The sequence below is a fragment of the Sorangium sp. So ce321 genome (genome assembly GCF_051530195.1).
Lineage (GTDB): Bacteria > Myxococcota_A > Polyangia > Polyangiales > Polyangiaceae > Sorangium.
The window spans coordinates 13,385,351-13,410,804 of sequence record NZ_CP150329.1 but is presented as its reverse complement, the minus strand read 5'-3'; the positions used below and the strand labels follow the sequence as shown (position 1 = coordinate 13,410,804).

Annotated in this window: 21 protein-coding genes; 10 read left to right on the top strand and 11 right to left on the bottom strand. The window is 72.5% G+C overall.

Annotated elements, in window-relative coordinates; translation table 11 throughout:
- Window positions 1–20 precede the first annotated feature (20 nt).
- A complete protein-coding gene (locus tag WME89_RS49770) occupies window positions 21–815 on the bottom strand; it encodes a succinate dehydrogenase (RefSeq protein ID WP_438006523.1) in 795 nt (264 codons plus the stop codon).
- A 59-nt stretch (window positions 816–874) separates the two neighbouring features.
- Between WME89_RS49770 and WME89_RS49765 the strand changes: the two genes are divergently transcribed.
- The 4 genes from WME89_RS49765 to WME89_RS49750 all read left to right on the top strand — a co-directional run bounded on the left by WME89_RS49765 (window position 875) and on the right by WME89_RS49750 (window position 5,684).
- Window positions 875–3,085, top strand: coding sequence for a hypothetical protein (locus WME89_RS49765; RefSeq protein ID WP_438006522.1), 2,211 nt, complete (start codon window positions 875–877; stop codon window positions 3,083–3,085).
- Window positions 3,086–3,189: 104 nt separating this feature from the next.
- The gene (locus WME89_RS49760; RefSeq protein WP_438006521.1) at window positions 3,190–4,326 is read left to right on the top strand and encodes a hypothetical protein; all 1,137 of its coding nucleotides are present in this window, start codon (window positions 3,190–3,192) and stop codon (window positions 4,324–4,326) included.
- A gap of 3 nt (window positions 4,327–4,329) precedes the next feature.
- A complete protein-coding gene (gene tsaE / locus WME89_RS49755; protein WP_438006520.1) occupies window positions 4,330–4,887 on the top strand; it encodes a tRNA (adenosine(37)-N6)-threonylcarbamoyltransferase complex ATPase subunit type 1 TsaE in 558 nt (185 codons plus the stop codon).
- On the top strand, window positions 4,848–5,684 hold the full coding sequence (locus tag WME89_RS49750; RefSeq protein ID WP_438006519.1) for an MlaE family ABC transporter permease: 837 nt from the start codon (window positions 4,848–4,850) through the stop codon (window positions 5,682–5,684). Before tsaE ends, WME89_RS49750 begins: the two co-directional genes overlap by 40 nt.
- Before the next feature lie 129 nt (window positions 5,685–5,813).
- Here WME89_RS49750 and WME89_RS49745 read toward each other — a convergent pair whose 3' ends face one another.
- From WME89_RS49745 to WME89_RS49720, 6 genes are all read right to left on the bottom strand, one after another.
- The gene (locus WME89_RS49745; RefSeq protein ID WP_438006518.1) at window positions 5,814–6,260 is read right to left on the bottom strand and encodes a hypothetical protein; all 447 of its coding nucleotides are present in this window, start codon (window positions 6,258–6,260) and stop codon (window positions 5,814–5,816) included.
- Window positions 6,261–6,266: 6 nt separating this feature from the next.
- Window positions 6,267–6,959 carry a hypothetical protein gene (locus WME89_RS49740; RefSeq protein WP_438006517.1) on the bottom strand — a complete coding sequence of 231 codons (693 nt, stop codon included), beginning with the start codon at window positions 6,957–6,959 and terminating at the stop codon, window positions 6,267–6,269.
- A gap of 413 nt (window positions 6,960–7,372) precedes the next feature.
- Window positions 7,373–8,443 carry a hypothetical protein gene (locus WME89_RS49735; protein WP_438006516.1) on the bottom strand — a complete coding sequence of 357 codons (1,071 nt, stop codon included), beginning with the start codon at window positions 8,441–8,443 and terminating at the stop codon, window positions 7,373–7,375.
- 28 nt (window positions 8,444–8,471) lie between these two features.
- Window positions 8,472–9,377, bottom strand: coding sequence for a hypothetical protein (locus WME89_RS49730; protein WP_438006515.1), 906 nt, complete (start codon window positions 9,375–9,377; stop codon window positions 8,472–8,474).
- A 137-nt stretch (window positions 9,378–9,514) separates the two neighbouring features.
- On the bottom strand, window positions 9,515–11,719 hold the full coding sequence (locus WME89_RS49725; RefSeq protein WP_438006514.1) for a hypothetical protein: 2,205 nt from the start codon (window positions 11,717–11,719) through the stop codon (window positions 9,515–9,517).
- Window positions 11,716–13,170, bottom strand: coding sequence for a hypothetical protein (locus WME89_RS49720; RefSeq protein ID WP_438006513.1), 1,455 nt, complete (start codon window positions 13,168–13,170; stop codon window positions 11,716–11,718). Before WME89_RS49720 ends, WME89_RS49725 begins: the two co-directional genes overlap by 4 nt.
- 307 nt (window positions 13,171–13,477) lie before the next feature.
- Here WME89_RS49720 and WME89_RS49715 point away from each other — a divergent pair, with 307 nt between their 5' ends.
- Window positions 13,478–14,242: a hypothetical protein gene (locus WME89_RS49715; protein ID WP_438006512.1), complete on the top strand. Its 765-nt coding sequence runs from the start codon at window positions 13,478–13,480 to the stop codon at window positions 14,240–14,242.
- Window positions 14,243–14,913: 671 nt separating this feature from the next.
- Here WME89_RS49715 and WME89_RS49710 read toward each other — a convergent pair.
- A complete protein-coding gene (locus WME89_RS49710) occupies window positions 14,914–16,110 on the bottom strand; it encodes a hypothetical protein (protein ID WP_438006511.1) in 1,197 nt (398 codons plus the stop codon).
- A gap of 21 nt (window positions 16,111–16,131) precedes the next feature.
- Window positions 16,132–17,121, bottom strand: a complete 990-nt coding sequence (locus WME89_RS49705; RefSeq protein WP_438006510.1) for an ArsA family ATPase — start codon at window positions 17,119–17,121, stop codon at window positions 16,132–16,134.
- A gap of 80 nt (window positions 17,122–17,201) precedes the next feature.
- Between WME89_RS49705 and WME89_RS49700 the strand changes: the two genes are divergently transcribed.
- The 4 genes from WME89_RS49700 (at window position 17,202) to WME89_RS49685 (ending at window position 21,276) form a co-directional block, all read left to right on the top strand.
- Window positions 17,202–17,969: a phosphoadenylyl-sulfate reductase gene (locus WME89_RS49700; protein ID WP_438006509.1), complete on the top strand. Its 768-nt coding sequence runs from the start codon at window positions 17,202–17,204 to the stop codon at window positions 17,967–17,969.
- Between the two features lie 52 nt (window positions 17,970–18,021).
- Window positions 18,022–18,705, top strand: coding sequence for an HAD family hydrolase (locus tag WME89_RS49695; protein WP_437621988.1), 684 nt, complete (start codon window positions 18,022–18,024; stop codon window positions 18,703–18,705).
- Window positions 18,706–18,780: 75 nt separating this feature from the next.
- On the top strand, window positions 18,781–20,361 hold the full coding sequence (locus tag WME89_RS49690) for a lactate racemase domain-containing protein (RefSeq protein WP_438006508.1): 1,581 nt from the start codon (window positions 18,781–18,783) through the stop codon (window positions 20,359–20,361).
- Between the two features lie 30 nt (window positions 20,362–20,391).
- Entirely contained in the window at window positions 20,392–21,276 is an 885-nt protein-coding gene (locus WME89_RS49685) for a 5'-3' exonuclease (RefSeq protein WP_438006507.1), read from the top strand.
- Window positions 21,277–21,304: 28 nt separating this feature from the next.
- Here the strand turns inward: WME89_RS49685 and WME89_RS49680 are convergent, their stop codons facing one another.
- Window positions 21,305–23,095: a DUF885 domain-containing protein gene (locus WME89_RS49680; RefSeq protein WP_438006506.1), complete on the bottom strand. Its 1,791-nt coding sequence runs from the start codon at window positions 23,093–23,095 to the stop codon at window positions 21,305–21,307.
- Between the two features lie 48 nt (window positions 23,096–23,143).
- Window positions 23,144–24,442, bottom strand: a complete 1,299-nt coding sequence (gene purB, locus WME89_RS49675) for an adenylosuccinate lyase (protein ID WP_438006505.1) — start codon at window positions 24,440–24,442, stop codon at window positions 23,144–23,146.
- 146 nt (window positions 24,443–24,588) lie between these two features.
- Here purB and WME89_RS49670 point away from each other — a divergent pair, with 146 nt between their 5' ends.
- Window positions 24,589–25,443 (top strand): universal stress protein, encoded by an 855-nt coding sequence (locus tag WME89_RS49670; RefSeq protein ID WP_438006504.1) that lies wholly within the window; start codon window positions 24,589–24,591, stop codon window positions 25,441–25,443.
- Window positions 25,444–25,454 lie beyond the last annotated feature (11 nt).

Genomic DNA, 25,454 nt, shown 5'->3' with positions numbered 1-25,454 from the left:
GGGCGCGGCCGCTACGATGGTCAGTGCGAGGCCGGCGCGAGCGGCTCGCGCGGGACGCCCGCCACGCCCGCCACGCCCGTCGACGCGACGTCCGCGCAGGTGCGGGCCCCCTCCGCGGCCGGGCTCGGCGTCCCGGGGAACGGCGCGCCGGTCGCGAAGTAAACCACCGTGTTGGCGCCGAGCGCGAAGATCACGAGGCCCGCCAGGCCGAAGACCACCGCCGCCCTCCGCTGCGCCCGGCGCGACACGGTGACCCCCCACGAGAAGCAGAAGCCCCAGAGGCCGTTGGCGAAGTGAAAGACGCTCGCCGCGATGCCGAAGATGTAGACGAGCGCCATCACCGGGACGCCACCCACGGTCGACGACATGCTGGCGCAGAGCCGCGGGTAGAAGTCCTCGGGCGCCATCCGGCCCAGCCACTTCTGCGCCCAGTACTGCCAGAGGTGGAGCCCGATGAACGCGAAGGCGAGCAGCCCCGTGACCCGCTGCATCGTGTACATCCAGTTGCGCGAGTACGTGTAGCGGCCGACGTTCGGCCTGCCCTCGAGCGCCAGCTTCACCCCGTAGACGGCGTGGAACGCGAGCGGCAGCACGACGAGCCCGAGCTCGAGCACGGGCAGGTACGGCATGTGCGAGATCTCCGAGACCGCGGCGTCGAACCGCTCCTGCCCCTGGAGCGCCTTCGCGTTCGTCCAGAAATGAAACAGCAGGAAACCGCCCACGGGGAGGGCGCCGGTGAGAGAATGCAGCTTGCGCAGGAGAAAGGACCGGCGGCTCTGGGAAGAGAGCGACCTCGCGGGGGTTGCCTCGGACACGCTGACCTCGATGGAAGGCGGGCGCGGCGGGTGTATGGGATGCCCCGGGTGACGTCAAGGTGAACCCAGTCGACACTTTCGGCCGAATTTCCGCTGCCTTCAGCGCGCCGAGCGGCGGCGCGACGACAGGCAGCGCGACGACGGGCGGCGCGCCGCCCTCCGCGAGGCGTCCAGCGCCGAGCCGCGGCACGCCGACCGAGCGCGACGATGGGCGGCGGCCGCTCCTCGGCCGTGCGCCCCGTGCGCCCGCGATCGCGGCCGCCGCGCTGCTCGCGCTCGGCGCGGCGATCGCCGGCGCCGGCTGCGGCGCGCAGGGCGGCGGGGAGCCGTTGAGCCCGGCCCTCAGCGCGTCGCCCGTGGCGCAGGCAGAGCTGCGCCGCATCCTCACGCGCTTCGCGAACGGCGCGCGCGCCGAGCGCCTCGCGCTCGAGCCGGAGCTCCTCGCCTTCCGGAAGCGCTACCCGGGCGACGACCTCGCGCGCGTCGCGGAGACCCACCTCGCCTGGATCGCGCTGGAGCAGGGAGACATCCGCCGCGCCGAGGCGCTCTCGGCCGAGATCGAGGCGCGGGGGCGCGGCGCGACCGGGGACATCGCGCGCGTGCTGCGCGGCGCGGCGCTGCGGCGCGCCGGCAAGCCGAAGCCCGCCTACGGGGTGCTGCGCCCGCTGGTGAGCAAGGTGATCGACCCGTACGTGCGCTCGCTCCTCAACGAGGAGGTGACCGCCGCCGCGATGGAGGCGGGCGCGTGGACGCAGGCGATCGAGCTGATGGGCGTCTGGCTGCGCGAGGCGAGCGACGACGAGCGCGCCGCCGTGCGGGCGCAGATCGGGGCGCTGCTGCGCAAGGTGCCGATCGAGCGCCTCGTGGACGCCCTGCGCGCCGGGCAAGCGGCCGGCGAGGTCGTGGAGCCGGAGGTCGACCTGCGCTCGCTGATCGCCGAGCGCCTCGCGATCGTCGCCCGCGAGCGCCGCGACGTGGCGCTCGCGAAGGAGCTGCTCGACCGGGCGGGCCCGCTGCTCGGCGCCCAGGGCGACGCGCTGTCCGAGCTCTGGACCGGCGCGGGGACGGCGCGCGTCGAGCCCCCCACGGTGGGCCTGCTGCTCTCGACGCGCACGCAGCAGTCGCGGCGCCGCGGCGTCGAGGTCGCCGCCGGCGTGGCGCACGGGCTCGGGCTGCTGAGGCCGGGGTCGGACGCGCGGCTCGTGAGCCGCGACGTCGGCGGGGAGGGCAGCGTCGACGAGGCGCTGAACAGCCTCACCGCCGAGGGAGCCGCGGTGCTCATCGCGGGCTCGGACCGGGAGCAGGCGACCGCGGTGGCGAAGTTCGCGCGGGCGAACGCGATCCCGGTGCTGCTCGTCCACCCGCCGGAGCCGGCGGCGCTGGACGGCGCGTTCGTCTTCGTCGTGGGCGAGGAGCCCGCGAGGAGCATCGAGGTGCTCGCGGCCGCGCTCGCCGAGCGGGGCGCGAGGCCGGTGGCGCTCGTGGGCGGCGACGCTGGCGCCCAGCAGGGCGCGGACGCCTCGGCCGGCGGCTCACCAGCGGGCTCGGCCGGCGGTTCGCCAGCGGGCGGCGCACCAGCGGGCTCGGTCGGCGGCTCGCCAGCGGGCTCGGCCGGCGGCTCGCCAGCGAGCTCCGCAGCCGTGGGGCCGGGCGCGGCCGCGGCGGCGTCGGGCGCGGCCGCGGCGCCGCCGGCCGAGGGCGGCGTCGCGCTCGCGCTCCCCTGCGACGGGGCCTTCGACCCGCGCGCGCTCCGGCCGCCGGGGATCCGGGGGCTCATCCTGGCCGGCGACGCGCCCTGCGCGGAGCAGGCGCTCCGCGCCGCCCCGCGCTCGGTGACGGTCGCGCTCAGCTTCGAGGCGGCGATCTCGCCGCCGCCGGGATCCCTGGTCGCGACGGCGGGGCTCTTCCCGTTCGCCGCGGCGCCCGCCAGCGCGCAGCGCCTGCCGGGCGGGGATGCGCCGGGCGCGCCGCCCGAGGACGCACCGGGCGCGGCGGTCGCGCTCCCGGCGTGGCTCGCCACCCACCCGACGCCGCCGAGCTTCTGGGCGGCGCTCGGGCGCGACGCCGGCGTGCTCGCCTGGGCCGGGGTGCAGCGGCTGCCGAAGACGGGCACCGAGGACCCGGCGGAGGTGAAGGCGCGGCGCCTCGCGGCGGCGAGGGCCCTGAGCAGCGCGACGGCCGAGCTGTGGACGACGTCGGCGACCGGCTTCGGCGGCAAGCGCGTGCTCCCGAGGGCGATCGGGTACCGCGAGATCGGGAAAGCGCGATGAGCGGGGCGGACCGCCCGGCCGGCGCCCGAGCAGCACGTAGACGCCGCGCCGGCGGGTCGCCCTGGGGCTGCTCCGGCGTCCCGGGGCGCGTAGCATGGCGGCGCATGATCCGCCGAGCCCTCTCCTGTACCGCCGCCGCTGCGCTGATGGCGATCGCCCCGGCCGCGCTCGCCGACCGCGTGGCGATGCTCCCCGCGCGCGGCGGCACCGATGCGGCCGCCCGCAGCGCCGCGGCGGCTGACATCACGCGCGGGCTCGCCGCCCTCGGCCACACCCCTGCGCCGGACAGCGCGGTCGCGGCCGCGCTCAAGGGCGTCGCCGATGGCGTCGCCGACACCGCGGACGAGTACCGCGCCGTGAGCGCGCAGACCGGCGCGGAGTGGGTCCTGACCGGCACCGTCGAGCCTGCGGTCACGACCACCCGGGTCGAGCTCACCGCGTTCCTCACCTCGACGGGCCGGGTCGAGTCGGTCGCGCGCGAGGTCGACAGGGACCAGTCGTCGCGCCAGACGCAGGAGATGCTCGCCGTGCTCCTGCGCCCCGAGGGCGTGGGCATCGGCGAGCTCCCCTGGGAGCGCCCCGTGCGTGCTCCGCCGGCGAGCGCGCCGCCTCCGTCCGCGGGCGGGACGGTCGTGCTGCCCCCGGTGCCCGCGGGGCCGGAGGCGCCTCCGGCGAAGGAGGTGCTGATGGCCTACCCCCTCGGGCCGGAGCGCGTCTGGCCGGCGTACTCGGGCGGGCGCCGGGTCGCCGTTTCCGCGTCGCTCGGGGCCGCCGTCGCGGCGGCGCGCCTCCCGGGGGCGAGCGGCAGCGCGGCCTCCCTGGTCGGGGCGGCGCGCGTGGCCTACGCGCTCGGCGACCGGGGGTTCGAGCTGTTCGCCGGCGGCGGCGGCAACCTGGTCGGGCCGTTCGCTGCCTGGATCGAGGGCGGCGCGCGCCTGCTGCTGACGCCCAGCCTGGCGCCGCAGGACGGCGCGTGGCGCGCCTTCCCGCTCCACGTCGGCCCGGCGCTCCACCTCGGCGCGTTCTTCAGGTCGGGCGCCGGCGTCGTCGGGCCTGGCGGCGCGACGTACCGCGGCGATCTCGAGGTGCACCCGGTGCTCGGGGCGTCGCTCGACGTCGTGCTCGCGCTGAGCTCGTCGGTGCAGCTCGAGGCCCAGCTCGGCAACCTCCGGTGGGTCCCGGTCGGGGACGGCTCCTTGCTCCTGCTCGGCGCGACGCTCGGCGCCGGGGCCCGGTTCTGACGCATGCGCATCGAGCTACCGAGCCGCCGCAGCACGATCCGCCTCGCCCGCGCGCTCGCCGGCTGCCTCGAGGGCGGCGACCTCGTCGTCCTCGCCGGCGACCTGGGCGCCGGAAAGACGTTCTTCGCCCGCGCCCTCTGCCGGGCGCTCGGCGTGCCGCCGGCGCTCCCGATCACGAGCCCGACCTTCACGCTGGTCCACGAGCACGAGGGCCGGGTCCCGATCGCGCACGCCGACGCGTACCGCCTCGGCGGCGCGTCCTCCGGGGAGGACGCGCACCGCGCCGCCACGGCAGAGCTCGCCCACCTCGGGCTGCGCGAGCGCCGCGCCGAGGGGGCGCTCGTGGTGGTGGAGTGGGGCGAGCCGTTCGTGGACGCGCTCGGCGGGGACGCGCTCCTGCTCCACCTCGCCGTCCCGGCGGATGCGGCGGATGACAGCGCGCCTGGCCGCGCCGTGGAGATCAGGGCGACGGGCGAGCGCAGCCGCGCGGTGCTCGAGGCGCTCGCCGCGCGCCTGGGCCCGTGCGCGGGGGCGTTGCGTGGTACAAGGGCGGCACGGTGAAGGAAGGCGCGGCGACCAGCGGCGGCGAGCTGCTCAACAGGGTGCTTCAGCCTGTCCTCACGTTCCTGGACAACATCGGCACCATCGTCACGCTCACCTTCCAGACGGTCGTCTGGCTGGTGCGCCCGCCGTTCCGCCTCGCGCAGTTCCTGGCCGCGATGGACTTCATGGGGGCCCAGTCGGTCTTCATCGTCGGCCTGACCGGCGTCTTCAGCGGCATGGTCGTGACGCTGCAGACGTCCTACGCGCTGCGCGCGTTCAGCGCCGAGGGCCGGGTCGGCGGCCTCGTCGCTGTCTCGCTCGCCCGCGAGCTCGCGCCGGTCTTCTCGGCCATCATGGTCACCGCCCGCGCCGGCAGCGCCCTGGCCGCGGAGCTCGGCAACATGCGCGTCACCGAGCAGATCGACGCGATCGCGACGATGAGCGTGAGCCCCGTGCAGTACCTGCTCTCGCCCCGGCTCTTCGCCGCGACGGTGATGCTGCCGCTCCTGTGCATCCTCTACACGAGCGTCGGCATGTGCGGCTCGTACCTCGTCGCGGTGGTCTGGCTCGGCGGCGACGCGGGCGCATTCTTCCAGAGCGTCCGCGACTTCGCCCTCCCCAGCGACATCTCGATGGGGCTCATCAAGGCGTGCGTCTTCGGGTTCATCATGTCGGCGATCTCGTGCCGGCACGGCTTCTTCGCCTCGGGCGGCGCGCGCGGCGTCGGCGTCGCGACGACGCGCGCGGTCGTCGAGAGCTGCGTCACCGTGCTCATCACGAACTACATCCTGACGCAGCTGCTGCTCGACGTGTGAGCCAGGGCGGCGGACGGCTGGCTTCCTGATGCGCAGACGTCAGGGCCGAAGCGGCAACGCGACCTGGAGGGCGCGCGTGGATCGCGGTCGAGCTACGAGCGGACCATGGGGTTCGCTGCCGGGGGGAGCTCACCCGCTCGGCCCGGCCGCGAGCGAAGTTCGGAGATAGGGAGAACGCGCGCGACGTGCAAGGGCGAGGGGCTTGCCCTCGTCCCAATCGAACAGGTAGCCGTCCTTGACGGTGAATTTCTTCGGCTTGAACTCCGCCCCCTGCTCCATGATGAGCTCGACTCGGGTCACGTCTCCATCAAGCCCCTTCTCCTTCAGCGCCTTCATCGCGTTCGAGAGCTGATCGCGCACCTTGAAAAGGTCGATCGTTCCGCCCTTCCCCTCGCTCAGGATGAGCTGGTGCCCCCTGGATATCGACACGAAGTCGGGCGCCGCCGCTTCGGTACCACCAGGGCTTGAGTGTTTCGGAATGCCGGCCACGTCGCGCACGCCGTCGTCGCCGACCCCGACGAGCGATCGGCCGTCGTCCACCAGGAATTTGGCCGCCTTCTTCTCGAAGATGTTCACCTCGAACTAGGTGATCGCCCCGCGCAGGTTCTTGTACCCCCTGACGCGATTCGTCTTCACGATGTGGGCGAACGCCTCCTCGATCTCCGCGATCTCCCCAGCGACCCGGATGGCGGACGGCCGGAGGCCGCTGCTCGTCACGCCCCGCCATATCGGCCCGATCGCCCCGAGCCCGAAGCCCACCCCCGAGAAGATCCGCTCCTCGTCGCTGAGCTCCTGCCCCGACGGCAGGCAGAACGCCTTGCCTGTCACCGCCTCGCATAGGTCGAGTACCGGCCCGACCACCGGCACGAACCCCACCCCCATGCGCGTCGTGGCATGCACGAGCGTCTGCATCACCTCCGCGTACGCCTCGACGCCTTCCCCGACCGTCGACATCGCCCCCGCGAAGGCGCTGATCGTCTGGTAGAGCTGCGTCTGCTCCAGGTCGAGCCCCTCCCCCGTCCACTGGTTGAGGCTGTCCTTCATCTGGTCCGCCAGCGCATCGAACCGCGGCTTGAGCACCGTGTCCACCTGCGCCCGCAGATGCGCCGGCACCGGCGTGTCGACGAACCAGTCCGACGCATCCATGAACCGTCGCACGACCCCGGTGATCCGGTTCCGCGCCTTCAGGAACGCGTTCGTCTCCGCCAGCGACACCCCCATCCGGTCGCGCAGCGCGATCTCCAGCGCCGCGCTGTTCTCCCGCCACGCCCGCACGTTCGCCGAAGTCCGCCCGCGCGACCACCACGCCGCCGCTCACGTCGCCCTCCAGCGCCTCGATCACCCCGTCCGCGTACGCCGCGTACGGTCCCTCCCCTCCTCGAACGCCCCGTCCACCTCCGCGATGTCCGGCACCTCCACCCACGGCACCTCGCTCTCCCCGAGCGCGTACGCCCACGGGTCGTCCAGGTCCCGCCCCTCGGTGTTGGTCGATAAGGACGGCTTCGAGAGAGCGGAGATCGATTCCGAGAGAGCGGATGCCCACCCCCGGCCCGTGCTCGGCGCTTCGCGCCTGCGCGCGGTCCGCCCCTCCCTAATCGCGCGCTCCGCGCGCTCAGGGAGGGGTGCGCCGTTGGGCATCTGCGGCCCGGGTGCGGAGTCCGGACAAGGATGTGCGTGCACGACGTGCGTCAGGACATCAGGCCGAGCGCGGAGAGAGCATCGGCCCAGAGCGGCCAGAGCGTGCGGTACGGGTGGGTCGCCAGGAGCACGCCGCCGCTCGGGAGGCGCCGGACGTGAAACGGGGCGTGGTCGACCAGGAAGTAGACGTGTTCGCCGGTCATCTCCACCCGCCAGACAGGTGGGCCTTTGCCTGTCGCCGTGACCCGTTCGCCTCTCGCCCAGCTCTGCGCTGTTAGGTATAGGATCTCCTTCGCGCGCGGCTCCGCGGCGCGCCACGCCTCGTCGGGCACGTCCGACGCGGCCATGAGCGCCTCGAGTAACGCGGAGCCCGGCATGGCCAGCGCCTTGAGCACCGTTTCGCGGGAGAGCGCGAGAGCTCGCCCGCTGTTGTCTCTCGGGAATACGCGCGCACCGGCCGGCGCGGCGTCGACACGCGCGTGCAGCGCCTCGAGCGACAGGCCCGCGATCCGCGAGACGCTTTCGCTCTCGTGAAGGCTGACCCACGACAGGGCGAGATCACGGGCGATGTCGTGGGCGTCCGCGTGGTACGTCGCGCACATCGAGACCGGCGCGAGCCAGGTCCACGCGCTCGTGCAGCCGCCGGTCGAGACGCGCCCGCTCGCGTCCGGCGCGCAGAGGCGGAGCAGCAGGTCCTCAAGGTCGTCCAGAACCATGTGCCACGCGACCTCGGCCTCGGCCTCCACGGAGCGCGGGCCGCTGCCCAGGGCGAGGTCCATTCGCATGCGGCCAAGGTCCTCGTAGTCATCGGGGTGCACGTGCATGGGACCCCTCGGCGTGATGCGTTCGCTCTTGTCGGAGTAGCAGCGAAGAATGAGATCGACGGACTCTTCAGGGCTCAACGAGGTGGCGATGTGGGCTTCAGCATCGGCGTGTCCGAAATAGGCTCGGATCTTCGCGACCGCCTCGTCGACGGAGGTCGCGCCGAAGCTCACGTTGGGGTGCATGTCCACGCCGATACAGTAAGGTGGGTCGTGGACGAGCGCCGAAAACGCCGCGCGTAGCGCGTCGACCCTAGCTGCCTCGTTACACCAGGCGAAGAAATACGGTCCTGATCTCATACGGGGATCACCATGACGAAGCTCCTTGTCAGGACATGAGGCCGAGCGCGCAGAGCGCGTTGGCCCAGAGCGGCCAGAGAGAGCAGTACGGGTGAGTTGCCAGGACCACGCCACCGCTCGGGAGGCGGCGCACGTGGAAGGGGGGGTGCTTTTTCACGAAATGGATGTGACCGTACGTGGACGTGCAGACCGGCCAGGTGGGTGGACCCTCGCCGGTCTCCGAGATCTGGCGTGTCAGGTCCAAGATCGCGGTCGCGCGCGGCGCGGCCGCGCGCCATGCGTCGTCGGGCGCCGCCGAGGCTTCCAGCGCGTCGAGCAGCGCGGAGGGCGGTGCTGCCAGCACCTTGAGGACGGTCTCGCGGGAGAGCGAACGTGAGCGCTCGCTCTTGCCTTTCATCGCAACGCGCGCGCCGCGTGATGCGGCGTCGACGCGCGCGTGGAGCGCTTGCAGCGACATGCCCGCGATGCGCGACACACTGTCCTTGTCGTGGAGGTGCACCCACGACAAGGCGAGATCGCGGCCGAGCTCCTCCGCCTTCGCGTTGTACGTCGCGCACATGTCGACCGGCGCGTTCCAGTACCCTCCATGCGTGCACGCGCCCGTCGGGATGCGCCCGCTCGCGTCCGGCTCACAGAAGCGGACGAGGAGTTCCTCGAGGTCGTCCCGGATGAGCTGCCAGGCGACCACTGCCTCGACCTGGATCGTGCGCGGGCCTCTGCCCCAGGCGAGGTCGAAGTCAGAGGAAAGAAAATCCTGCTTTCCCCATGGATTCAAGGTGAGGGGGCCGTGCGGCACTTGACGTTCCCGTTCTTCGGAGTGGCACCAGATGTCGATGAGGGCGCGCTTGGAGCCGCTCAGCATCATTCGGAACGATACGCGAGCACTCGTCTGTCCTCCGAAGCGGGCGCGAGCGATCGCGAGCGCCTCGTCCACGGAGCCCGCTTCGAAGTCCTCGTCCGTCTGCACACGGATGAGGGCGCCCGGGGCGATGAGGGCCGATAGTGTCGCCGCGAGCGCGTCGAGCCGTTCTGGCTCGTCGCACCACGCGAAGAATCCAGGTCCTAATTCTCTCATAGTCGGATCACCTTGATGGGCCTGTTGAAGCCGTTCAGGGTCGCCCTCTTGCCCTTATTCTTGTCGAAGAGGTAACCGTCCTTCTCGATATACGTGTCGCCACCGAACTTCCCGCCCCGATCCATGATGAGCTCGACCTCCTCGACATCTCCCACGAGCCCTCTCTGCCGTAGCCCCTCCATGCCGCTCGACAACTGCTCGATCACCCTGTCCCCGTCGACGTTGCGGCCCTCTTTCACCTCACTCAGGATGAGCTTGTTCCGCGCGGACACCGTTACGAAGTCCGGTGCCTTGAGCTTGGCGCGCGCATCGTCCGATAACTCACGCCAGAGCACCACGCGCACGCCGTCGTCGCCCACCCCGAGGAGCCCCCGCCCGTCGCGGGTCAGGAAATTCAACGCTGTCTTCTCGAACGGGAAGAGTCTCTTCGTCGCCACCGCGCCGCGCAGCCCCTTGTACCCGTGCTGCAGGCTTGCGCGGAAGCCCCTGCCGAAGACCTCATCGAGGTCCGCCACCTTCTCGGCGACCACTGCCGCGTCGAGGCTGATGCCGGCGCGCTGAACGCCGCGCCAGAACGGCCCGATGGCGGCGGCAGCTACACCCAGGCCCGAGAAGATCCGCTCCTCGGTGGTGAGCTCCTCCCCCGACGGCAAGCACCACGCCTTCCCGGTGACCGCCTCGCACAGGTCGAGCACCGGCCCGACCACCGGCACGAACCCCACCCCGATGCGGCTCGTCGCATGCACGAGCGTCTGCATCATCTCCCCGTACGCCTCGAAGCCCTCGCCGACCGTCGACATCGCCCCCGCGAACGCGTTGATCGTCTGGTAGAGCTGCGTCTGCTCCAGGTCGAGCCCCTCCCCCGTCCACTGGTTGAGGCTGTCCTTCATCTGGTCCGCCAGCGCATCGAACCGCGGCTTCAGCACCGTGTCCACCTGCGCCCGCAGGTCCGCCGGTACCGGCGAGTCCTCGAACCAGTCCGACGCATCCATGAACCGCCGCACGTACGCCGTGATCCGGTTCTGCGCCTTCAGGAACGCGTTCGTCTCCGCCAGCGACACCCCCATCCGGTCGCGCAGCGCGATCTCCAGCGCCCCGCTGTTCGCCCGCCATGCCCGCACGTTCGCCACGAAGTCCGCCCGCGCGACCACGACGCCGCCGCTCACGTCCGCCTCCAGCGCCGCGATCACCCCGTCCGCGTACGCCGCGTACGGGTCCCTCCCCTCGTCGAACGCCCCGTCCACCTCCGCGATGTCCGGCACCTCCACCCACGGCACCTCGCTCTCCCCGAGCGCGTACGCCCACGGGTCGTCCGGATCCCACCCCTCGGCGCGCGCGTCCTGCGTCGCGAGGTCCGCCATCTGGTCCGCCTGCGCGCCGAACTCGTCCATCAGCCGCGCGAGCTCGTCCTCGAGATCGCTGACGCTCTTCTTCAGGTCGTCGACGAGCTGCTCCATCGCCGCCCGCGTCTCCGCGTCGACCACATCCTTGTACCGGTCGAGGATCGCGTCGAGGTCGGTCCGCGAGATCTCGTCCAGCGGCCGGCTGACGAGGTCCGTCAGCTCGGTGTCGAGCTGCTGGAGCAGATCCATCTTCTCCGCCAGCAAGTCCACCCGCCATGCGTTCCTCACGAGCTCCCGGCGCTCCTTGACGATCTCGGCCAGCAGGATCTCGATGTCGTGCGCCAGCGCCGGGTTGATCTCGGCGAGGCTCAGGTCGACGGCCGTGTCGCCGAAGAACGCCGTCCCGTCGCGTCGCACGTCGAAGAGCGGCTTGCTCAGCCCGAGCGGCGCGGAGACGAGATACACCACCTCGTGGGATTGCACACACGAGTTGTCGCCCGTCTCGATGCTGACCCCGAAGCGGAAGTCGTTCTCCCCCATGCCGAGCAGCACGGAGTTGAACTCCGCTTCCGCCCGGCTGCTCCGCGAGCCATCACCATGAGTCACCAGCGTGGCCGGGACGTCGTAGGCTGGCAGCGGGGTGTCGTTCACGCGGAAGAACGCATCGCCGTTGTTGTCCCCGAGCTCGACGCTCTCGCAGCTCGTTGGGAGCTCCGTGCGCTCCCAGTCCAGCCTGTACGGCGTGCCGGCTTGCGCGAACGACGGCGCCAGCATCGCCAGCACCGCGACCAGCGCGACGAGCCTCTGGAGCACCGCGGCGCTCCGGCCGCGCCGCGCGAGGTCCTTCGAGCGTCTCATGGCCCCTCCGCGCCGCGCACGGCGGCGTCATACGCGATCGCGGCGCCCTTCACGTCGCCCGCGTCGAGCCGCGCCTGCGCCTTGTCGAGCGCCGCCGCGGCCATCCCCTTCTCCCGCAGCGTCGCCAGCCCCGCCGCGATCTTCCGCGGCAGCCCCGTCCTGAGCTCCGCCTCTGCGGCGTCGAACCGCTCCCGAAGCGCCGCGCACCCGGCCTCGCGCCACGACGACCCCGCCGCCTCGCAGAGCGGCCGCATCTGCACCAGCGCCGAAAGCTCCCCGCACCGCTCGGCGAGCAGCGGCAGCCCGAGCTTCTCGCTCACCGGCGGCGCCGCCGACAGCGCCGCGACCTGCGCGCGCGCGCGTTCCCCGAAGGTCTCCGACGCCTTGCGGATCCGCGACCGCGCGATCGTCTCGCGCGCCCCCTCGTCCATCCGCAACACACGGAGCGCCTGCCGGCGCATCGCGATCCCGCCGAGCAGCCCCGTCGCCGTCGCGTCGCTCCGGGCCACCCGTCGCTGCGCGTAGCCCAGCATCGCGCTCAGCGACCGCAGCGCCGCCGAGGTCATGTCCGGCAGGACCGCGCCGTGCGTCGCCAGGAGCTCCCGGTCCGGCGCCATCGCCTCGTCGAAGGACGCCGCGAAGACCTGGAGCTCCGCCGACAGCGCCATCGCCTCCGCCGCGAGCTCGTTCGGCGCGCGGCTCGCCTCGCGCGCCGCCGCGAGCACCGCCTGCTCCACGCCGTCGAGGCCTTCGATATCCGACCGCGACGCCTCCTCCGAGAGCGCCACATACGCCGCCGTCTCGGCCTCCTCGCTCGCGCGGTACGCGGCGAACCGCGCCGCGGCGCCCGCGTAGCTGGATCGCAGCGGCGCGATGTCATTCCGGCCCCGGTCGAAGACCTCCTGCACGACCGCCATCGCCTGCTTGTCGGCCGCGAGCGCGGCGACGAGCGGCTCCCTCTCGGCGCTCGCCTTGTCGATCATCGCCTTCTTGAAGTTGCCGGCCGCATCGACCGCCCCCTGCGCGAGCAGCGCTCGCTGGCGGTCTGTCGCCTCGTCGAGCAGCGACGCGAGCTTGCCCGCGAGCGTCACCCGCAGCGACTCGGCGTTCCTCGCGTCGTCCCGCACGTACGCGATCACCTCGTCCACATGGCCGAACCAGACGTCGAGCCAGTAGCCGCTCGCGACCACCTCGTCCATCGTCTTGGTGCTCGGCCACGTGGCCCACATCTCGATCGGCAGCGCGCCGTCCTTCTCAGCCCGGCTCCATGCGCTGCCCGGGCCCAGATTCTCGCCGACGCAATGCTCCGCGCCGCCCACCGAGGCCGCGCAGAATTCTCCATGCGAGGGATCCCCGCGCTCCCACAAGCATCCCGACACCACCGCGCCAAGCGCCATGGCCGCGAGCGCCGCCACGAGGATCACCTTCCGTCGCCTCGGCCTCGTTCTCATGCGCATTGTCTCCACCCCATGTTTTTTCTCACCCGCGCACGGTCGTCCGCTCATTCTCCGGGTGCAATCGCCATGACCGGAGCGGTAGGACATTGCCCAGCCGAGGAGGGCGCCCTGAGCCCATCCTGTCCGTCTTCAGCGCACGGGCCTCCGCACACAGGTCATCGCCCACGTGCCCCAGTCCGAGGCAGCAAAGAACCGACGGTCGGAGCAAGGCCTGACCTCTTCCAATCTCCAGAAATCCCATTGTAGCTTCCGCTCTCATTGCCGCCGTCCGGCTTTGCCGGCCGGCAGGGAGGAAGCCAGCATGGAGTATTCAAACGAAGTCCTCGAGGCCACGCCGGAGCGCGCCACCAAGTTCCTGACGGGAATGGGCGCCGTCGCCGCGATCCGCACGATGATGGCCGCGGCGGGAATGACTGATGACGATATCCTGGAGGGCCGCACGCTCCTCCTCGACGTCCTCGCCGCTCCCCGGAAGAGCAGCGCGGCGCCCGATACCGCAGATGCCAGGGCGCAGCGCGCCGCGACCACGGAGCTCGACCAGTGGGATGAGCCCAACTTCGCCCGTTATGGCGCCGCGCTGCGCCGGAGGTTCCCCGACGTGCACGCCTATGTTTTCAAGGACCTCTCGCCCTCCACGGGCACCGCCGCAGTCCAGGGAGTCGCCACCTTCCTCACAAGGCTCGACGCCCTCGAGAGCCGCGCCGAGTCGGACCGCGCCGGGACCAAGCAGAGCGACAAGAAGGCCGTCTCTTTCCTGGCCACCCGCGGCCTCGACAAGACAGAACGCAAGCGCCTCCAGGGCCTCGTCGGCGTCGCGCTCGGCCCGACATCGCCCCTGCCCGAGCAGGCCGAGCTCCCGGAGACCGCGCGCCGGCGCGAGGCGCTCTCGAAGCTGCGCGGCTGGTTCGACGAGTGGTCGACCACCGCGCGCGCGGTCGTCAAGAAGCGCGGCTACCTGATCCGCCTTGGCCTCGCGAACCGCAAGGCGCCCCAGCGCAAGACCCCCGCCACGCCCACCGAGCCCGCCGAGCCGGTCGACGACACGGACGCGACCGACTTGGAGTAATCCAGCACACCAACAATAGCTTCCGGCGCGTGCCCGAGACCTTCCGGCGCGCTCCGGAAGCTTCCGTCGTCGAAACGAAGCCCTTCGGCGCGCTCGGGAGCACGACATTTCGCGCATTCAGGAGCGCCGGCCCTGCTCCCGATGCGGTCCGGCGTTCGCCGGAAGGCGAATTTCCGACGAATTCCGCGTCCCTCCCCGTGCCGGAAGCATCCGGCGCGCGACGGAGGCCTTCATTTCGGCGACGGAGGCCTTCATTCCGGCGACGGAGGCCTTCGTTCCGGCGGCGAGCACCTTCGCGCCCCTGACGGGCTCCCTCCCGTATGCGTCGCACGCCTCCGCGCGCGCGCCTGGGCTTCCCCTCGGAGGGCGGTATGCCCTCGGGGCCCCTGGTCGTCGCGGCGCACGGAGGGCTGATGTTTGCGGTCGAGCGTGGCGCCCCCGTTGGCGTCCACGATAGGCCCCCGGGGAGGGTGTTCGTCGCGCGGGGTGGGGACGGGCTGATGTCTGAGCGCAATCGACGTGCTGTGTCCGGCGTGCGCAGCACGACGGGCACAGCACGTCTCACGCGAGTTCAGCCCGTCCCTGCCCCGCGCGACGAGCACCCTCTCCGGGGGCCGGGCGGCTCTCCGGTACCTCCCCCGGAGCGAGCGATGCGCTCGGGAGACGCGGCACTACCGCAGCGTGCTCGGCGGATCCGGCTCGCGCAGCGCGATCAGCGCCGGCGACAGCTGCACCGGGTAGCGCGCCGGCGCGCGCAGGTGCGTGACCGCGTACGGGAGCAGCTGGCGCGCGGCCACGGAGCGCTCGCGCCCGACGCTAGGCGGCTCGGGCGACTCGAGGGCGTGGCCGCCGCGCACCACCGTGCGCGCGAGCGGGGCGAGCCTCGCGACCCCGAGCGCGCGCGGCGCCAGCATCCGCTCGTGCGCGAGGTGGATCACGTCGGTGACCGCCCGCCCCGCCTCGTCGTAGTAGCGCGCCACCATCTTGCGCCCCGCGATCACGTCGCCGCGACCGCTCGTGCCCTGCCGGAGCGCCCACGCGCCCGACTCCTCGAGCGCCACGAGCTCGTAGCGCACCGCGGGCAGGCCCTCCGCGGGCTCGGCCAGCCCCGAGGCGACCCAGCCGCCGGCGGTCGTGCCCACGCGCCGCGCCTCGAGGAGCAGCGCCTCCTCGTCGCGCCCGCCGAGATCGATCATCCGGTCGGCGTACCAGGGCCAGCTGCCCTCGAGCGGCGACGGCGGCGGCGCGAGCTCGCCGAGGTCGATCCCCGCCTCGCCGCGGAAAGGGATGCCGAGCGCCGCGGCCGCGAGCGCGCTCGTCGTCGCCGCCGCGCCGCCCACGTGCGCCGCGCGGGCGAGCGCCAGCGCCTCCTCGGCGAACGGCACGCGCGCCGACGACCCGTCGACGACGGCGCCGCCGTCCGCGGCGATGTGGAGCCGCGCCGCCCGCGTCGCCGCGGCCGTGCCCCGGCGGAGCGCCGGCACGAGCAGCGCGCCCACGAGGAGCGCCTCGACGAACGGCCCCTCCACCGAGACGACCGGCGTGCCCGGGAAGGCGACCGTCCCGTCGGGCATCGCGTCGATGTCGACCGAGAGCGGCGCGCCCGCGAGCCGCTCCACGAGCGCGTCGCTCAGGCCGCAGGCCGCGCGCGCCGCGAAGACCTCCGCCGCGTCGAGGCGCCCGCCGTCGAGGGCGAGCGCGTCGAGCGCCGACTCGACGCCGGCGACCACGAGGAACCCCGCGTGAGGCGGCATCGCCGTGAAGGCGAGCTCGAAGCTCGCGCGCCGGTCGCCGACGCCCGCGCGCAGGAGGCGGTCGGCGTCGAGCAGCGCGCGTCCATCGCTGAGAAGCGGGCTCGCTCGCACCATCGCCGCCGGCATCGGCCTCGCTCAGAGCCGCTCGGCCAGCATCCGCGTGCCGGCGACCGTCGAGGCGTCGTCGAAGAGGAACGGCAGGATCACGGTCGGCACCTCGCCGAGCTCACGGCGCAGGCGGGCCAGGCTCTCGTGCTGCACCGACTCGCGCATCGCCCGCCGCGCGCCGGCCACCACGGCGCTCTCCACGGTGTTCGCGGCGCGCGCCGGCGCCTCGATGTCGAGGCGCCCCGGATCGACGAGCAGCGCCCGGCGCTCCTCGGGCGAGAACAGCGGCGGCAGCACGCTGTTGATGACCAGCCGGAGGACGGGCAGGCCGAGCTCGCCCCGGACCTCCGCGACGAGCTCGACGGTCTCGGTGGCCGGCATCTCCTCCGGGAGCGTCACGACGACGACCCCGCTCCGCGCCGGGTCCCTGAACATCGCCCACGCCGCCTCGGCGTCCCGGCGCAGGATGCCCGGCGGCGCCACGTCGAGGATCACCTTCGGCACGCGCAGCATGTCCATGCCGTGCCCCGTCGCGGGCGCGTCGAGCAGGACCACGTCGAAGCGGTTCGAGCCGTCCGCGAGCAGCTCGGTCGTGTGGAACCAGGCCTTGCCGAGCATCGCCCACTCGTAGAGGCCGGGCACCGCGCGGAAGAAGGTGCGCGTGTACTTGTTGTCGAAGACGAGATCGGCCGCGGCGCGCACCTTGAGGACCATCTCGCCGTACTCCCGGAGGGCCATGTCCGGCGAGATGTTCACCGCCCACACCCGCTCGGCCACCTGGGTGACCTCCTGGCCGATGGGCTTCGTGCCGAGGATGGCCGAGAGCCGCTCCTTCGTGTTGCACATCGCCACGAGGACGCGCTTGCCGCGGGCGGCGAAGGCGAGGGCGAGCGCGCCGGATATCGTCGTCTTGCCGACACCTCCCTTGCCGGTCACGAACAGGAAGCGCCGGCGCTCGAGCTCCGGGAGAGCCTGGCCGAGTCCGCCGGCTTGCGAGGCTTGGTGGGCGCTGCTCATTCCGCGGTAGCCGGAGTTAGGCGCAAGCTCAGGCGAAGGCAACCCCGGATCAAGGAAACGGGCTCTGCTATGCATCGCGTATGCGCATCACCGAGCGAGACCTCGAACCGCTGAACCGACGCTTCCAGGGCGCGCCGCCCGTCGAGCTTCTCCGTTTCGTCCGCGAGTCCTTCGGCCCCCGCGCGGCCATCATGAGCAGCATGCAGCGGGCCGGGACCGCGCTGTGCCACGTGGCGGACCGCGCCGGGCTCTCCTTCGACGTCGTCTTCGTCGACACCGGCGTGCTCCACGCCGAGACGCTCGCCACGCGCGACGAGCTCGCGCGCACCCACCCCAACCTGCGGGTCGTCACGCTCTCGCCCGAGCGCAGCTTCATGCAGCAGACGCGCGAGGAGGGGCTGCTCTACCTCTCGAAGGAGGGGCAGGAGCGGTGCTGCGAGCTCCGCAAGTCGGCCCCGCTGGGCGCCATCCGGGGCCGCTACGACGCGCTCGTCGCGGCGCTCCGGCGCGGCGAGGGCGGCGCCCGCGCGAAGGTCGCCCCGTTCGGCCTCGACCCCGGGAACAACGTGATCCGCGTCCACCCCTTTGCGTCGCTGAACGGCGAGGACCTCGACGCGTACTTCGCGGCGCACCCGGACGCGCTCGAGAACCCGCTCCACGCGATGGGCTTCCGCACCATCGGCTGCTTCCCGTGCACGACGCCCGTGCTGCCCGACGAGCCGGAGCGCGCCGGGCGCTGGCGCCACCTGGCGAGCGTCGAGTACTGCGGGATCAACCCGGTGGACCGGGGCGAGACCGACGGCGGCGTGGAGCTGGACGACCGCTACCAGCGCCTCTTCGCGGCGTGACGATTCGCCTGCGAACCCCGGTTCGCGGCAGCTCGATCTTGACTCTAACGGCATGAAGGGAGATTTGCCCCACATGCCGGCGAGCTACTTCGACGTAGACGGCACCCTGGTCACGACCAACCTCGTGCACCCGACGGTGTTCTACATGCTGAACCAGCCAACGCCGATGCACAGCTTCGCGAAGCTCGGCCGCGCCCTCGTGAAGGCGCCGTGGATGATGATGGCGGAGCTGCAGGATCGGCGCCTCTTCAACGAGCTGCTCTTCAGCTCGTTCGACGGCGTCTCCGAGGACCGCCTGGTGGCGCTCGCCGAGGAGGCGTTCGCGAAGGTGCTGAAGCCGGCCATCTACGGCAAGGCGCGGGACCTCGTGAAGTGCAGCCTCGACAAGGGGCACGACGTCGTCCTGATCTCCGGCGCGCTGGATTTCCTGATGCAGCTGCTCGCCGAGCACCTCGGCGCGACGGGCATCATCGCGAACCGCCTCGAGGTGAAGGACGGGTTCGCGACGGGGAAGCTCCTGCGCCCCGTGGTGGCCGGTCCCGAGAAGGCGCGCCTCATCCGCGAGCACGCCCACGCGCACGGGCACAACCTCGACGAGTGCTTCGCCTACTCGGACAGCTACTCGGACGTCCCGATGCTCTCGGTCGTCGGCTACCCGGCGGCGGTGAACCCGGACCGCAAGCTCAAGCTGCTCGCGCAGGCCTACCACTGGCCGATCCTCCATCTCGCCGCATGACCCCGGCCTGTCCGGGGCGGCGGCCGGAAGCCACGCCACAGCCCAACACGTCGCACCCCCTGCTCTGAAAGCCCCATGAGCCATCCTTGCGTCGTCACGCTAGACACCCGCAGCGCCCCCCGGGTGCTCTTCTCAGGCGACCAGCTGGTCGAGGTCGACCTGCCCACCGGCACCCGCGTGCTCTACGCGAAGCCGCCCCTCGAGCCGCTGAAGGACGTCGACGCCGCGATCCGCTACGCGATCAACCACCCGTACAACTCGGAGCCGCTCTACGCGAAGCTCCGCCCGGGGATGAAGGTCACGATCGCGGTGGACGACATCTCGCTGCCGCTGCCGCCGATGAAGCGGCCTGACATCCGCGAGCGCGTCCTCACCATCGTGCTCGACCTGCTCGCCGACTACGGCGTCGACGACGTCGAGATCATCATCGCGACGAGCGTGCACCGGCGGATGAAGGACTGGGAGGTCCGGCACATCGTCGGCGACAGGATCTTCAACGCCTACTGGCCGAAGAAGCTCTACAACCACGACGCCGAGAACCTCGCCAACATGAAGTACGTCGGCACGACCGACCTCGGCGAGGAGGTCGAGCTGAACAAGCGCGCGGTCGACAGCGACCTCGTGATCTACGTGAACCTGAACCTCGTCCCGATGGACGGCGGGCACAAGTCGGTCAGCGTCGGCCTGTGCGGGTACCGGAGCCTGCGCGCGCACCACAACCCGCGGGTGATGCGCGACTGCTACTCGTACATGGACCCGAAGAGCTCCGCGCTGCACACGAGCGTCGAGCGCATGGGCCGGCTCGCGAACAAGAAGCTCAACGTCTTCACGATCGAGACGACGATCAACAACCGCATGTTCGATCGCCCGCTCGAGTTCCTCGCCAGGAACGAGGACGACCTGAGCGCGGGCGAGAAGAGCGCGCTGCGCGCCCTCCGCTTCACGCTGTCGAAGGTGCCGCAGCCCGCGCGCCAGGCGATCTTCCAGCGCGTCCCGTCGCCGTACGGCGTGACCGGCGTGTTCGCCGGCGAGACCGAGGCCACCCACGAGCACACGCTGAAGCGCAGCTTCGACCAGTACCTCGTCCCGGTCACGGGCCAGGCCGACATCCTGATCACGGGCATCCCGTACATCAGCCCGTACAACGTGAACTCGTTCCTGAACCCGCTGCTCGTGCAGGTGATGGCGAACGGCTACCTGTTCAACCTCTACCGGGGCGCGCCGATGCTCAAGAAGGGGGGGACGATGATCATCCTCCACCCCTGCACCGACCTGTTCGACAACGAGCACCACGCCCCGTACATCGAGTTCGTGCACCGGCTCCTGCCGGAGACGCGCGACGCGATGGAGCTGCACAAGCGGTACGAGAAGAAGTTCTCGGAGAACCCCGCGTACATCGAGATGTACCGCTTCGGCAACGCGTACCACCCGACCCACCCGTTCTTCATGTGGTACTGGGGCGAGGCGGGCCGGCAGCACATCGGCCGGATGATCGTGGTCGGCGCCGACAACGAGTACATCCCGCAGCTGCTCGGCTGGGAGACGGCGCGCACGATGGACGAGGCGCTCCGGATGGCGAAGCAGTCCGCCCCGCCGACGCCGGAGATCATGGCCCTCCACTCCCCGCCGATCTTCATGGCCGACATGACGGCGTAGCGGGCCGGCGGCCCGCGGGAGGGGACACCCATGCGGCTGCACCTCATCGACGGCACCTACGAGCTCTTCCGCGCGCATTTCTCGAAGCGGCCCGAGCACCGCGCGCCTTCCGGCTGGGACGCGAAGGCGACGGTGGGGGTCGTCGCCTCGCTGCTCGCGCTGCTGCACCACCCGGACGAGGAGGTCACGCACCTCGCTGTCGCGTTCGACAACCCGATCCGCTCGTTCAGGAACGACCTGTTCGCCGGCTACAAGAGCGACGAGGGCATGGATCCGGCGCTGCGCGGGCAGTTCGATCCGGTCGAGGAGGCGGTGCGCGCGCTCGGGGTCGTCGTCTGGTCGATGGACGCGTTCGAGGCGGACGACGCGCTCGCGACGGCGGCGGCGCGGTTCCAGGGCGAGGTGCAGCAGGTGCGCATCCTCAGCCCGGACAAGGACTTCGGGCAGTGCCTCGCGGGCGAGCGCGTCGTGCAGGTCGACCGCCGGAAGGAGCGCGTCGTCGACGAGGCGGCGCTGCGCGCGGCGCGGGGCGTGGCGCCGGCGAGCATCCCGGACTACCTCGCGCTCACCGGGGACGACGCCGACGGCATCCCGGGGCTCGCGGGCATCGGCGACAGGACGGCGGCCGCGCTCCTCGGCGCCTACGGGCACCTGGAGCAGATCCCGGGAGACCCGGCCGCGTGGTCGGTGCCGGTGCGCGGCGCGGACCGGATCGCGCGCGCGCTGGTCGAGCAGCGGGAAGAGGCGCTGCTCTACCGGACGCTGGCGACGCTCCGCACCGACGTGCCGCTCGCGGAGCGCCTCGACGACCTGCGCTTCCGCGGCGTGCCGCGCGGCCGCTTCGAGGCGTGGTGCGACGCGCTGGGCGTGAGCACGCTGAAGACGCGGCCGACGCGCTGGGCGCCGGAGGGGTGAGCCGGCGGCAGCGGCCGGGAGGCCTTCGTCAAGGCTGCTTCTTTTCCGGCGCCGCGAGCTCGGCGAGCACGCGCTCGCGGATGAGCGGCACCGGCGGCGACCCGTGCGAGAGGAGCGCGTCGTGGAAGCGGCGCAGCGAGAACGCGGCGCCCAGGGCCGCCCTCGCCTCCTCGCGGAGCTTCAGGATCTGGAGCTTGCCGAGCGTGTAGGCGAAGTAGCCGGGATCGAACGTCGCGCGCACCGCCTGCTCGCGCGCCGTCGCGCGGTCCTGGAAGCAGTCGTCGATGAAGCGGCGCTCGGCCGCGTCGAGGCCCATGCCCTCGGCGTGCACCCCGAGCGACACCACCACCCTGCAGTTGCGCAGCAGCGCGTCCCCGAGCTGGCCGAGCCGGCTCTCAGGGTCGTCCTTGCCGAACCCCTGCTCGATCATCATCTGCTCGACGTAGTGGGCCCAGCCCTCGACGAACGAGTAGCTCCCGAACATCTTCTGGACGTCCGTCGGCGCGCGGTCCTCCCAGAGGCCCTGGACGAAGTGCCCCGGGTAGACCTCGTGCACGGTCGTCGAGAGCAGCGTCCCGCGCTGCATGACGTACTCCTCCTGCTCCTTCCTGGGCCAGGAGGGGTCGGGCTTCGTGATGTAGTAGAACGCCTCGAGCCCCTTCCGCTCGAACGGCCCCGGCGCGTCGAGGAACGCGGAGTTCCAGCGCATGTACGGCGGCGTCTCCTTCACGAGCGCCCGCTCGTCGGACGGGAGGCTCACGAGCCCCTTGTCCACGATGAACCGGCGCGACGTCTCCATCACCCGCGTCGCCTGGGCGAGGAGCAGCTCCGCCTTCGGCCGGGTGGCCTTCACCTTCCGGGCGAGCTCCTGGTACGCCGCCTTGTTCGTCGCGAGGTCCTCCTCGCCCATCTTCTTGAACTCGGCGAGCGAGATCGAGAGCCCCTCCTGCGCCAGGAGGAGCTTCCTGTACCGCGCCTCCCCGAGCACGTGGCTCGCGTCGCCCTTCGACAGCTCGACCTTCTCCAGGTGCTCGGCGAGCCGCGCCGCCGCGTCGGCCAGGGCCGCGTTCGTCTTCTCGAAGTCGGCCTGGAACGCGGCGTCGCCCGCGCCCTCGAGCAGCTTGACCACGTCGCCGCGCAGGTACTCGGCGTAGCCGCGGAAGATCTTCACGGCGACCTCGACCACCGGCCTCGCCATCGGGCTCGCGAGGTTCTCGAGGATGCGCGGCACCTGGGCGAGCGCCGCCTTCTCGTGCTCGAGGAGGCGCCTTCCGCGGTCGGGCAGCGGCGCGTACGCGCGGTCGACGTACTGGTTCACGCCGAACAGCTCGCCGTAGAACTGCGGCCGCCGCCGCCAGTCCTCGAGATCCCTGCCGTTGAAGAGCTTGAGGTCGATCTGCTGGAAGAGGATCGCGCGGTCGAGCGCCTCGTCCGGGGAGAGCGCCGCGGCGTCGACCGCGGCGAGCGCCGCGCGGTCGCGCTCGAGGCGCGCGAGCCTCCGCTCGATCGCGGCGGCGGAGTAGTCGCCGACCTTGCCGTCGTGCTCGTGCAGCCCGCGCGAGCGCGCGAACGCTGGCTCGTCCGCGGCCCACTCGCGCAGGATCCGGTCGCGCAGCGCGGTGAACGGCTCCCGCGGCGCCTGCGTGGGCTCGCGGGGCGCCGCGGCGGCCGGAGGCGCCGCGGGCGGCGGGGCCGCGCCGGCGGACGGAGTCGGCGCCACGGCGCCCCCGCCGCAGGCGGCGAGCGCAGCGAGGGACGCGAGCGCCGCGAGGCGGCGCGGGAGCGAGCGGCGGGGAGAGACGACGCGGGCGGCGGCCATGACGGGCCGGAGCCTCTCAAACCGGCCTGTGCAGGTCAACGGCGGACGCTACTCGCGGAGCGCGCGATCGATGATCGTGTCGACGTGCGAGAGCGCGTGATCGAGATCGAAGCAGCGCGCGATCTCGTCCGGGGCGAGCAGCGCCGCGACGTCGGCGTCGGCGGCGAGGTTGTCGCGGAAGCGCCCCTCGCCCGCGATGGCGCGCATCGCGCAGCGCTGCACCAGCTCGTAGGCCGCCTGCCGCGGCCGTCCCTTCTGGACGAGCGACAGCAGCACCGCCTCGCTGAAGAAGAGCTCGCCCGTGCGGTCGAGGTTCTCGCGCATCTTCTCGGGGTAGACGACCAGCCCCTCGACGAGCCCCGCGGCGCGGTCGAGCATGAAGCCGAGCGTCGAGGTCGCGTCGGGCGCGATCATCCGCTCGACCGACGAATGCGAGATGTCGCGCTCGTGCCACAGCGGCACGTTCTCGAGCGCGGGGATCACGGCGGCGCGCACGACGCGCGCGAGGCCGCACAGGTTCTCGCTGAGGATGGGGTTGCGCTTGTGGGGCATCGCGCTCGAGCCCTTCTGGCCCACGGAGAAGCGCTCCTCCGCCTCGCGGACCTCGGTGCGCTGCCAGTGCCGCACGTTGGTCGCGAGCCGCTCGATGCCCGCCGCGATGAGCGACAGCGCCGCGAAGAACTCGGCGTGGCGGTCGCGCGCGACGATCTGCGTCGAGACCGTCTCGGGGCGCAGGCCCAGGGCGCCGAGCGCGCGCTCCTCGATGCGCGGCGACAGGTGCGCGTACGTCCCGACCGCGCCGGCGATCTTGCCGACCGCGATCGCCTGGCGCGCGGCGAGCAGGCGCGCCCTCCCGCGCTTCATCTCCGCGAGGTGGCCCGCGAGCGCCAGGCCGAAGGTGACCGGCTCGGCGGCGATGCCGTGGCTCCTGCCGATCATCGGGGTGCGCCGGTGCTCGTCGGCGCGCCGCGCGAGCGCGTCGCAGAGCTTGTCGAGGCGCGCCGAGAGCAGGTCGGCCGCGCGGACGAGCAGCATCGCGAGGCTCGTGTCGAGCACGTCGCTCGAGGTCATCCCCCGGTGCAGCCAGCGCGCCCCCTCGCCCGCCAGCTCCTCGACGTGGGTCAGGAAGGCGATGACGTCGTGCTTGACCGTGCGCTCGATCGCCTCGATCCGCTCCGGATCGAGCGAGAGCTGCTTCGCCCGGATCCCCTTCGCGATGCCGGCGGGCACGAGCCCCTCGGCCTCCATCGCCTCGCACGCGGCGAGCTCCACCTCTAGCCAGGTCGAGAATCGGGTGGCGGACGACCAGAGCTCTTCGAATTCGGACGGGGTGTAGCGGGGGATCATGGGCGGAACGCTGCGAAGGTCTGGAGGGTGCGTCAAGGCTGGAGTGGTCCGGAGCGGCCCCGGCGGGCTCGCCGTTCGCATGAGCGCCGCGCGGGGCGCGCGACGCCGCTTGCGGGCGCGCGGCGCGTTGCGAACGTTTGCGCGCGATGCCGACCGAAGCAACGGCGCCCGCGCGCGCCGACCAGGGCGGGGCGTTCGCCCGGCCGCCGCACGCGGCGGGCGCCTCCGCGGGAGAGGCGCTGCCCGAACCGGCGAGCGAGCCGACAGGCGTCGGCAGGACGCAGCTCGGTCGCCCGGACGAACCCGGGCGCAGCGCGCCTCCGGGGCACCCCGGCGGTGCCGCTGTCCCCGCGACCGAGCGGGTCCCGTCGACCGAGCGGGTCCCGTCGACCGAGCGGCCCCCGTCGACCGAGCGGGCCCCGTCGACCGACCCCGCTCCCGGGATCGGGCCGACTCCCGAGAGTGAGCGCGCCTCGGTGAGCGAGCGCGCCCCTGCGAGCGAGCCGGCCCGCACGAGCGGGCGCGGCGGGCGCCGGGTGAAGCCGTACATCGTGGTGGTCGCGATGGACCTGTCCGAGCCGGGCGGGCGGGCGTGGCGCTTCGCGTTCGAGCTGGCGGCGCTCCGGGGCGAGACGGAGATCCACGCGGTGGTCGTCGGGCCGCGGCAGGTCGCCCCGGCGGTGCGCGACGTGACGACGCCCGGCGCTTCGTCGCCGCCCTCGCTCCGGGTGCTCCAGCACCGCTTCGCGGACGGCCAGCCGCGGCTCATGGCGATGCACTTCCGCACGGGCCGGCCCGACAGAGCCATCGTCTCGCTCGCCCGCGAGCTCAGCGCCGACCTCATCGTCGTGGCCACGCACCCGCAGTCGCCCTTCCAGCGGCTCTTCGGCGGCTCGACCGCCGATCGGATCGCGCGGAGCGCGCCGTGCCCGGTCGTTGTCGTGCGCCCCAAGGAAGACGACGACGCCGACGCGGCCGAGTACGACCCCCGGCTGCGATGACGCCGCCCGCG

Excerpts from the sequence above, each read along its gene's own strand:
- WME89_RS49760 (WP_438006521.1), top strand. The coding sequence starts at position 3,190 with ATGATCCGCCGAGCCCTCTCCTGTACCGCCGCCGCTGCGCTGATGGCG.
- tsaE (WP_438006520.1), top strand. The coding sequence starts at position 4,330 with ATGCGCATCGAGCTACCGAGCCGCCGCAGCACGATCCGCCTCGCCCGC.
- WME89_RS49735 (WP_438006516.1), bottom strand. The coding sequence starts at position 8,443 with ATGAGATCAGGACCGTATTTCTTCGCCTGGTGTAACGAGGCAGCTAGG.
- WME89_RS49725 (WP_438006514.1), bottom strand. The coding sequence starts at position 11,719 with ATGAGACGCTCGAAGGACCTCGCGCGGCGCGGCCGGAGCGCCGCGGTG.
- WME89_RS49720 (WP_438006513.1), bottom strand. The coding sequence starts at position 13,170 with ATGAGAACGAGGCCGAGGCGACGGAAGGTGATCCTCGTGGCGGCGCTC.
- WME89_RS49715 (WP_438006512.1), top strand. The coding sequence starts at position 13,478 with ATGGAGTATTCAAACGAAGTCCTCGAGGCCACGCCGGAGCGCGCCACC.
- WME89_RS49710 (WP_438006511.1), bottom strand. The coding sequence starts at position 16,110 with ATGGTGCGAGCGAGCCCGCTTCTCAGCGATGGACGCGCGCTGCTCGAC.
- WME89_RS49705 (WP_438006510.1), bottom strand. The coding sequence starts at position 17,121 with ATGAGCAGCGCCCACCAAGCCTCGCAAGCCGGCGGACTCGGCCAGGCT.
- WME89_RS49700 (WP_438006509.1), top strand. The coding sequence starts at position 17,202 with ATGCGCATCACCGAGCGAGACCTCGAACCGCTGAACCGACGCTTCCAG.
- WME89_RS49695 (WP_437621988.1), top strand. The coding sequence starts at position 18,022 with ATGAAGGGAGATTTGCCCCACATGCCGGCGAGCTACTTCGACGTAGAC.
- WME89_RS49690 (WP_438006508.1), top strand. The coding sequence starts at position 18,781 with ATGAGCCATCCTTGCGTCGTCACGCTAGACACCCGCAGCGCCCCCCGG.
- WME89_RS49685 (WP_438006507.1), top strand. The coding sequence starts at position 20,392 with ATGCGGCTGCACCTCATCGACGGCACCTACGAGCTCTTCCGCGCGCAT.
- WME89_RS49680 (WP_438006506.1), bottom strand. The coding sequence starts at position 23,095 with ATGGCCGCCGCCCGCGTCGTCTCTCCCCGCCGCTCGCTCCCGCGCCGC.
- purB (WP_438006505.1), bottom strand. The coding sequence starts at position 24,442 with ATGATCCCCCGCTACACCCCGTCCGAATTCGAAGAGCTCTGGTCGTCC.
- WME89_RS49670 (WP_438006504.1), top strand. The coding sequence starts at position 24,589 with ATGCCGACCGAAGCAACGGCGCCCGCGCGCGCCGACCAGGGCGGGGCG.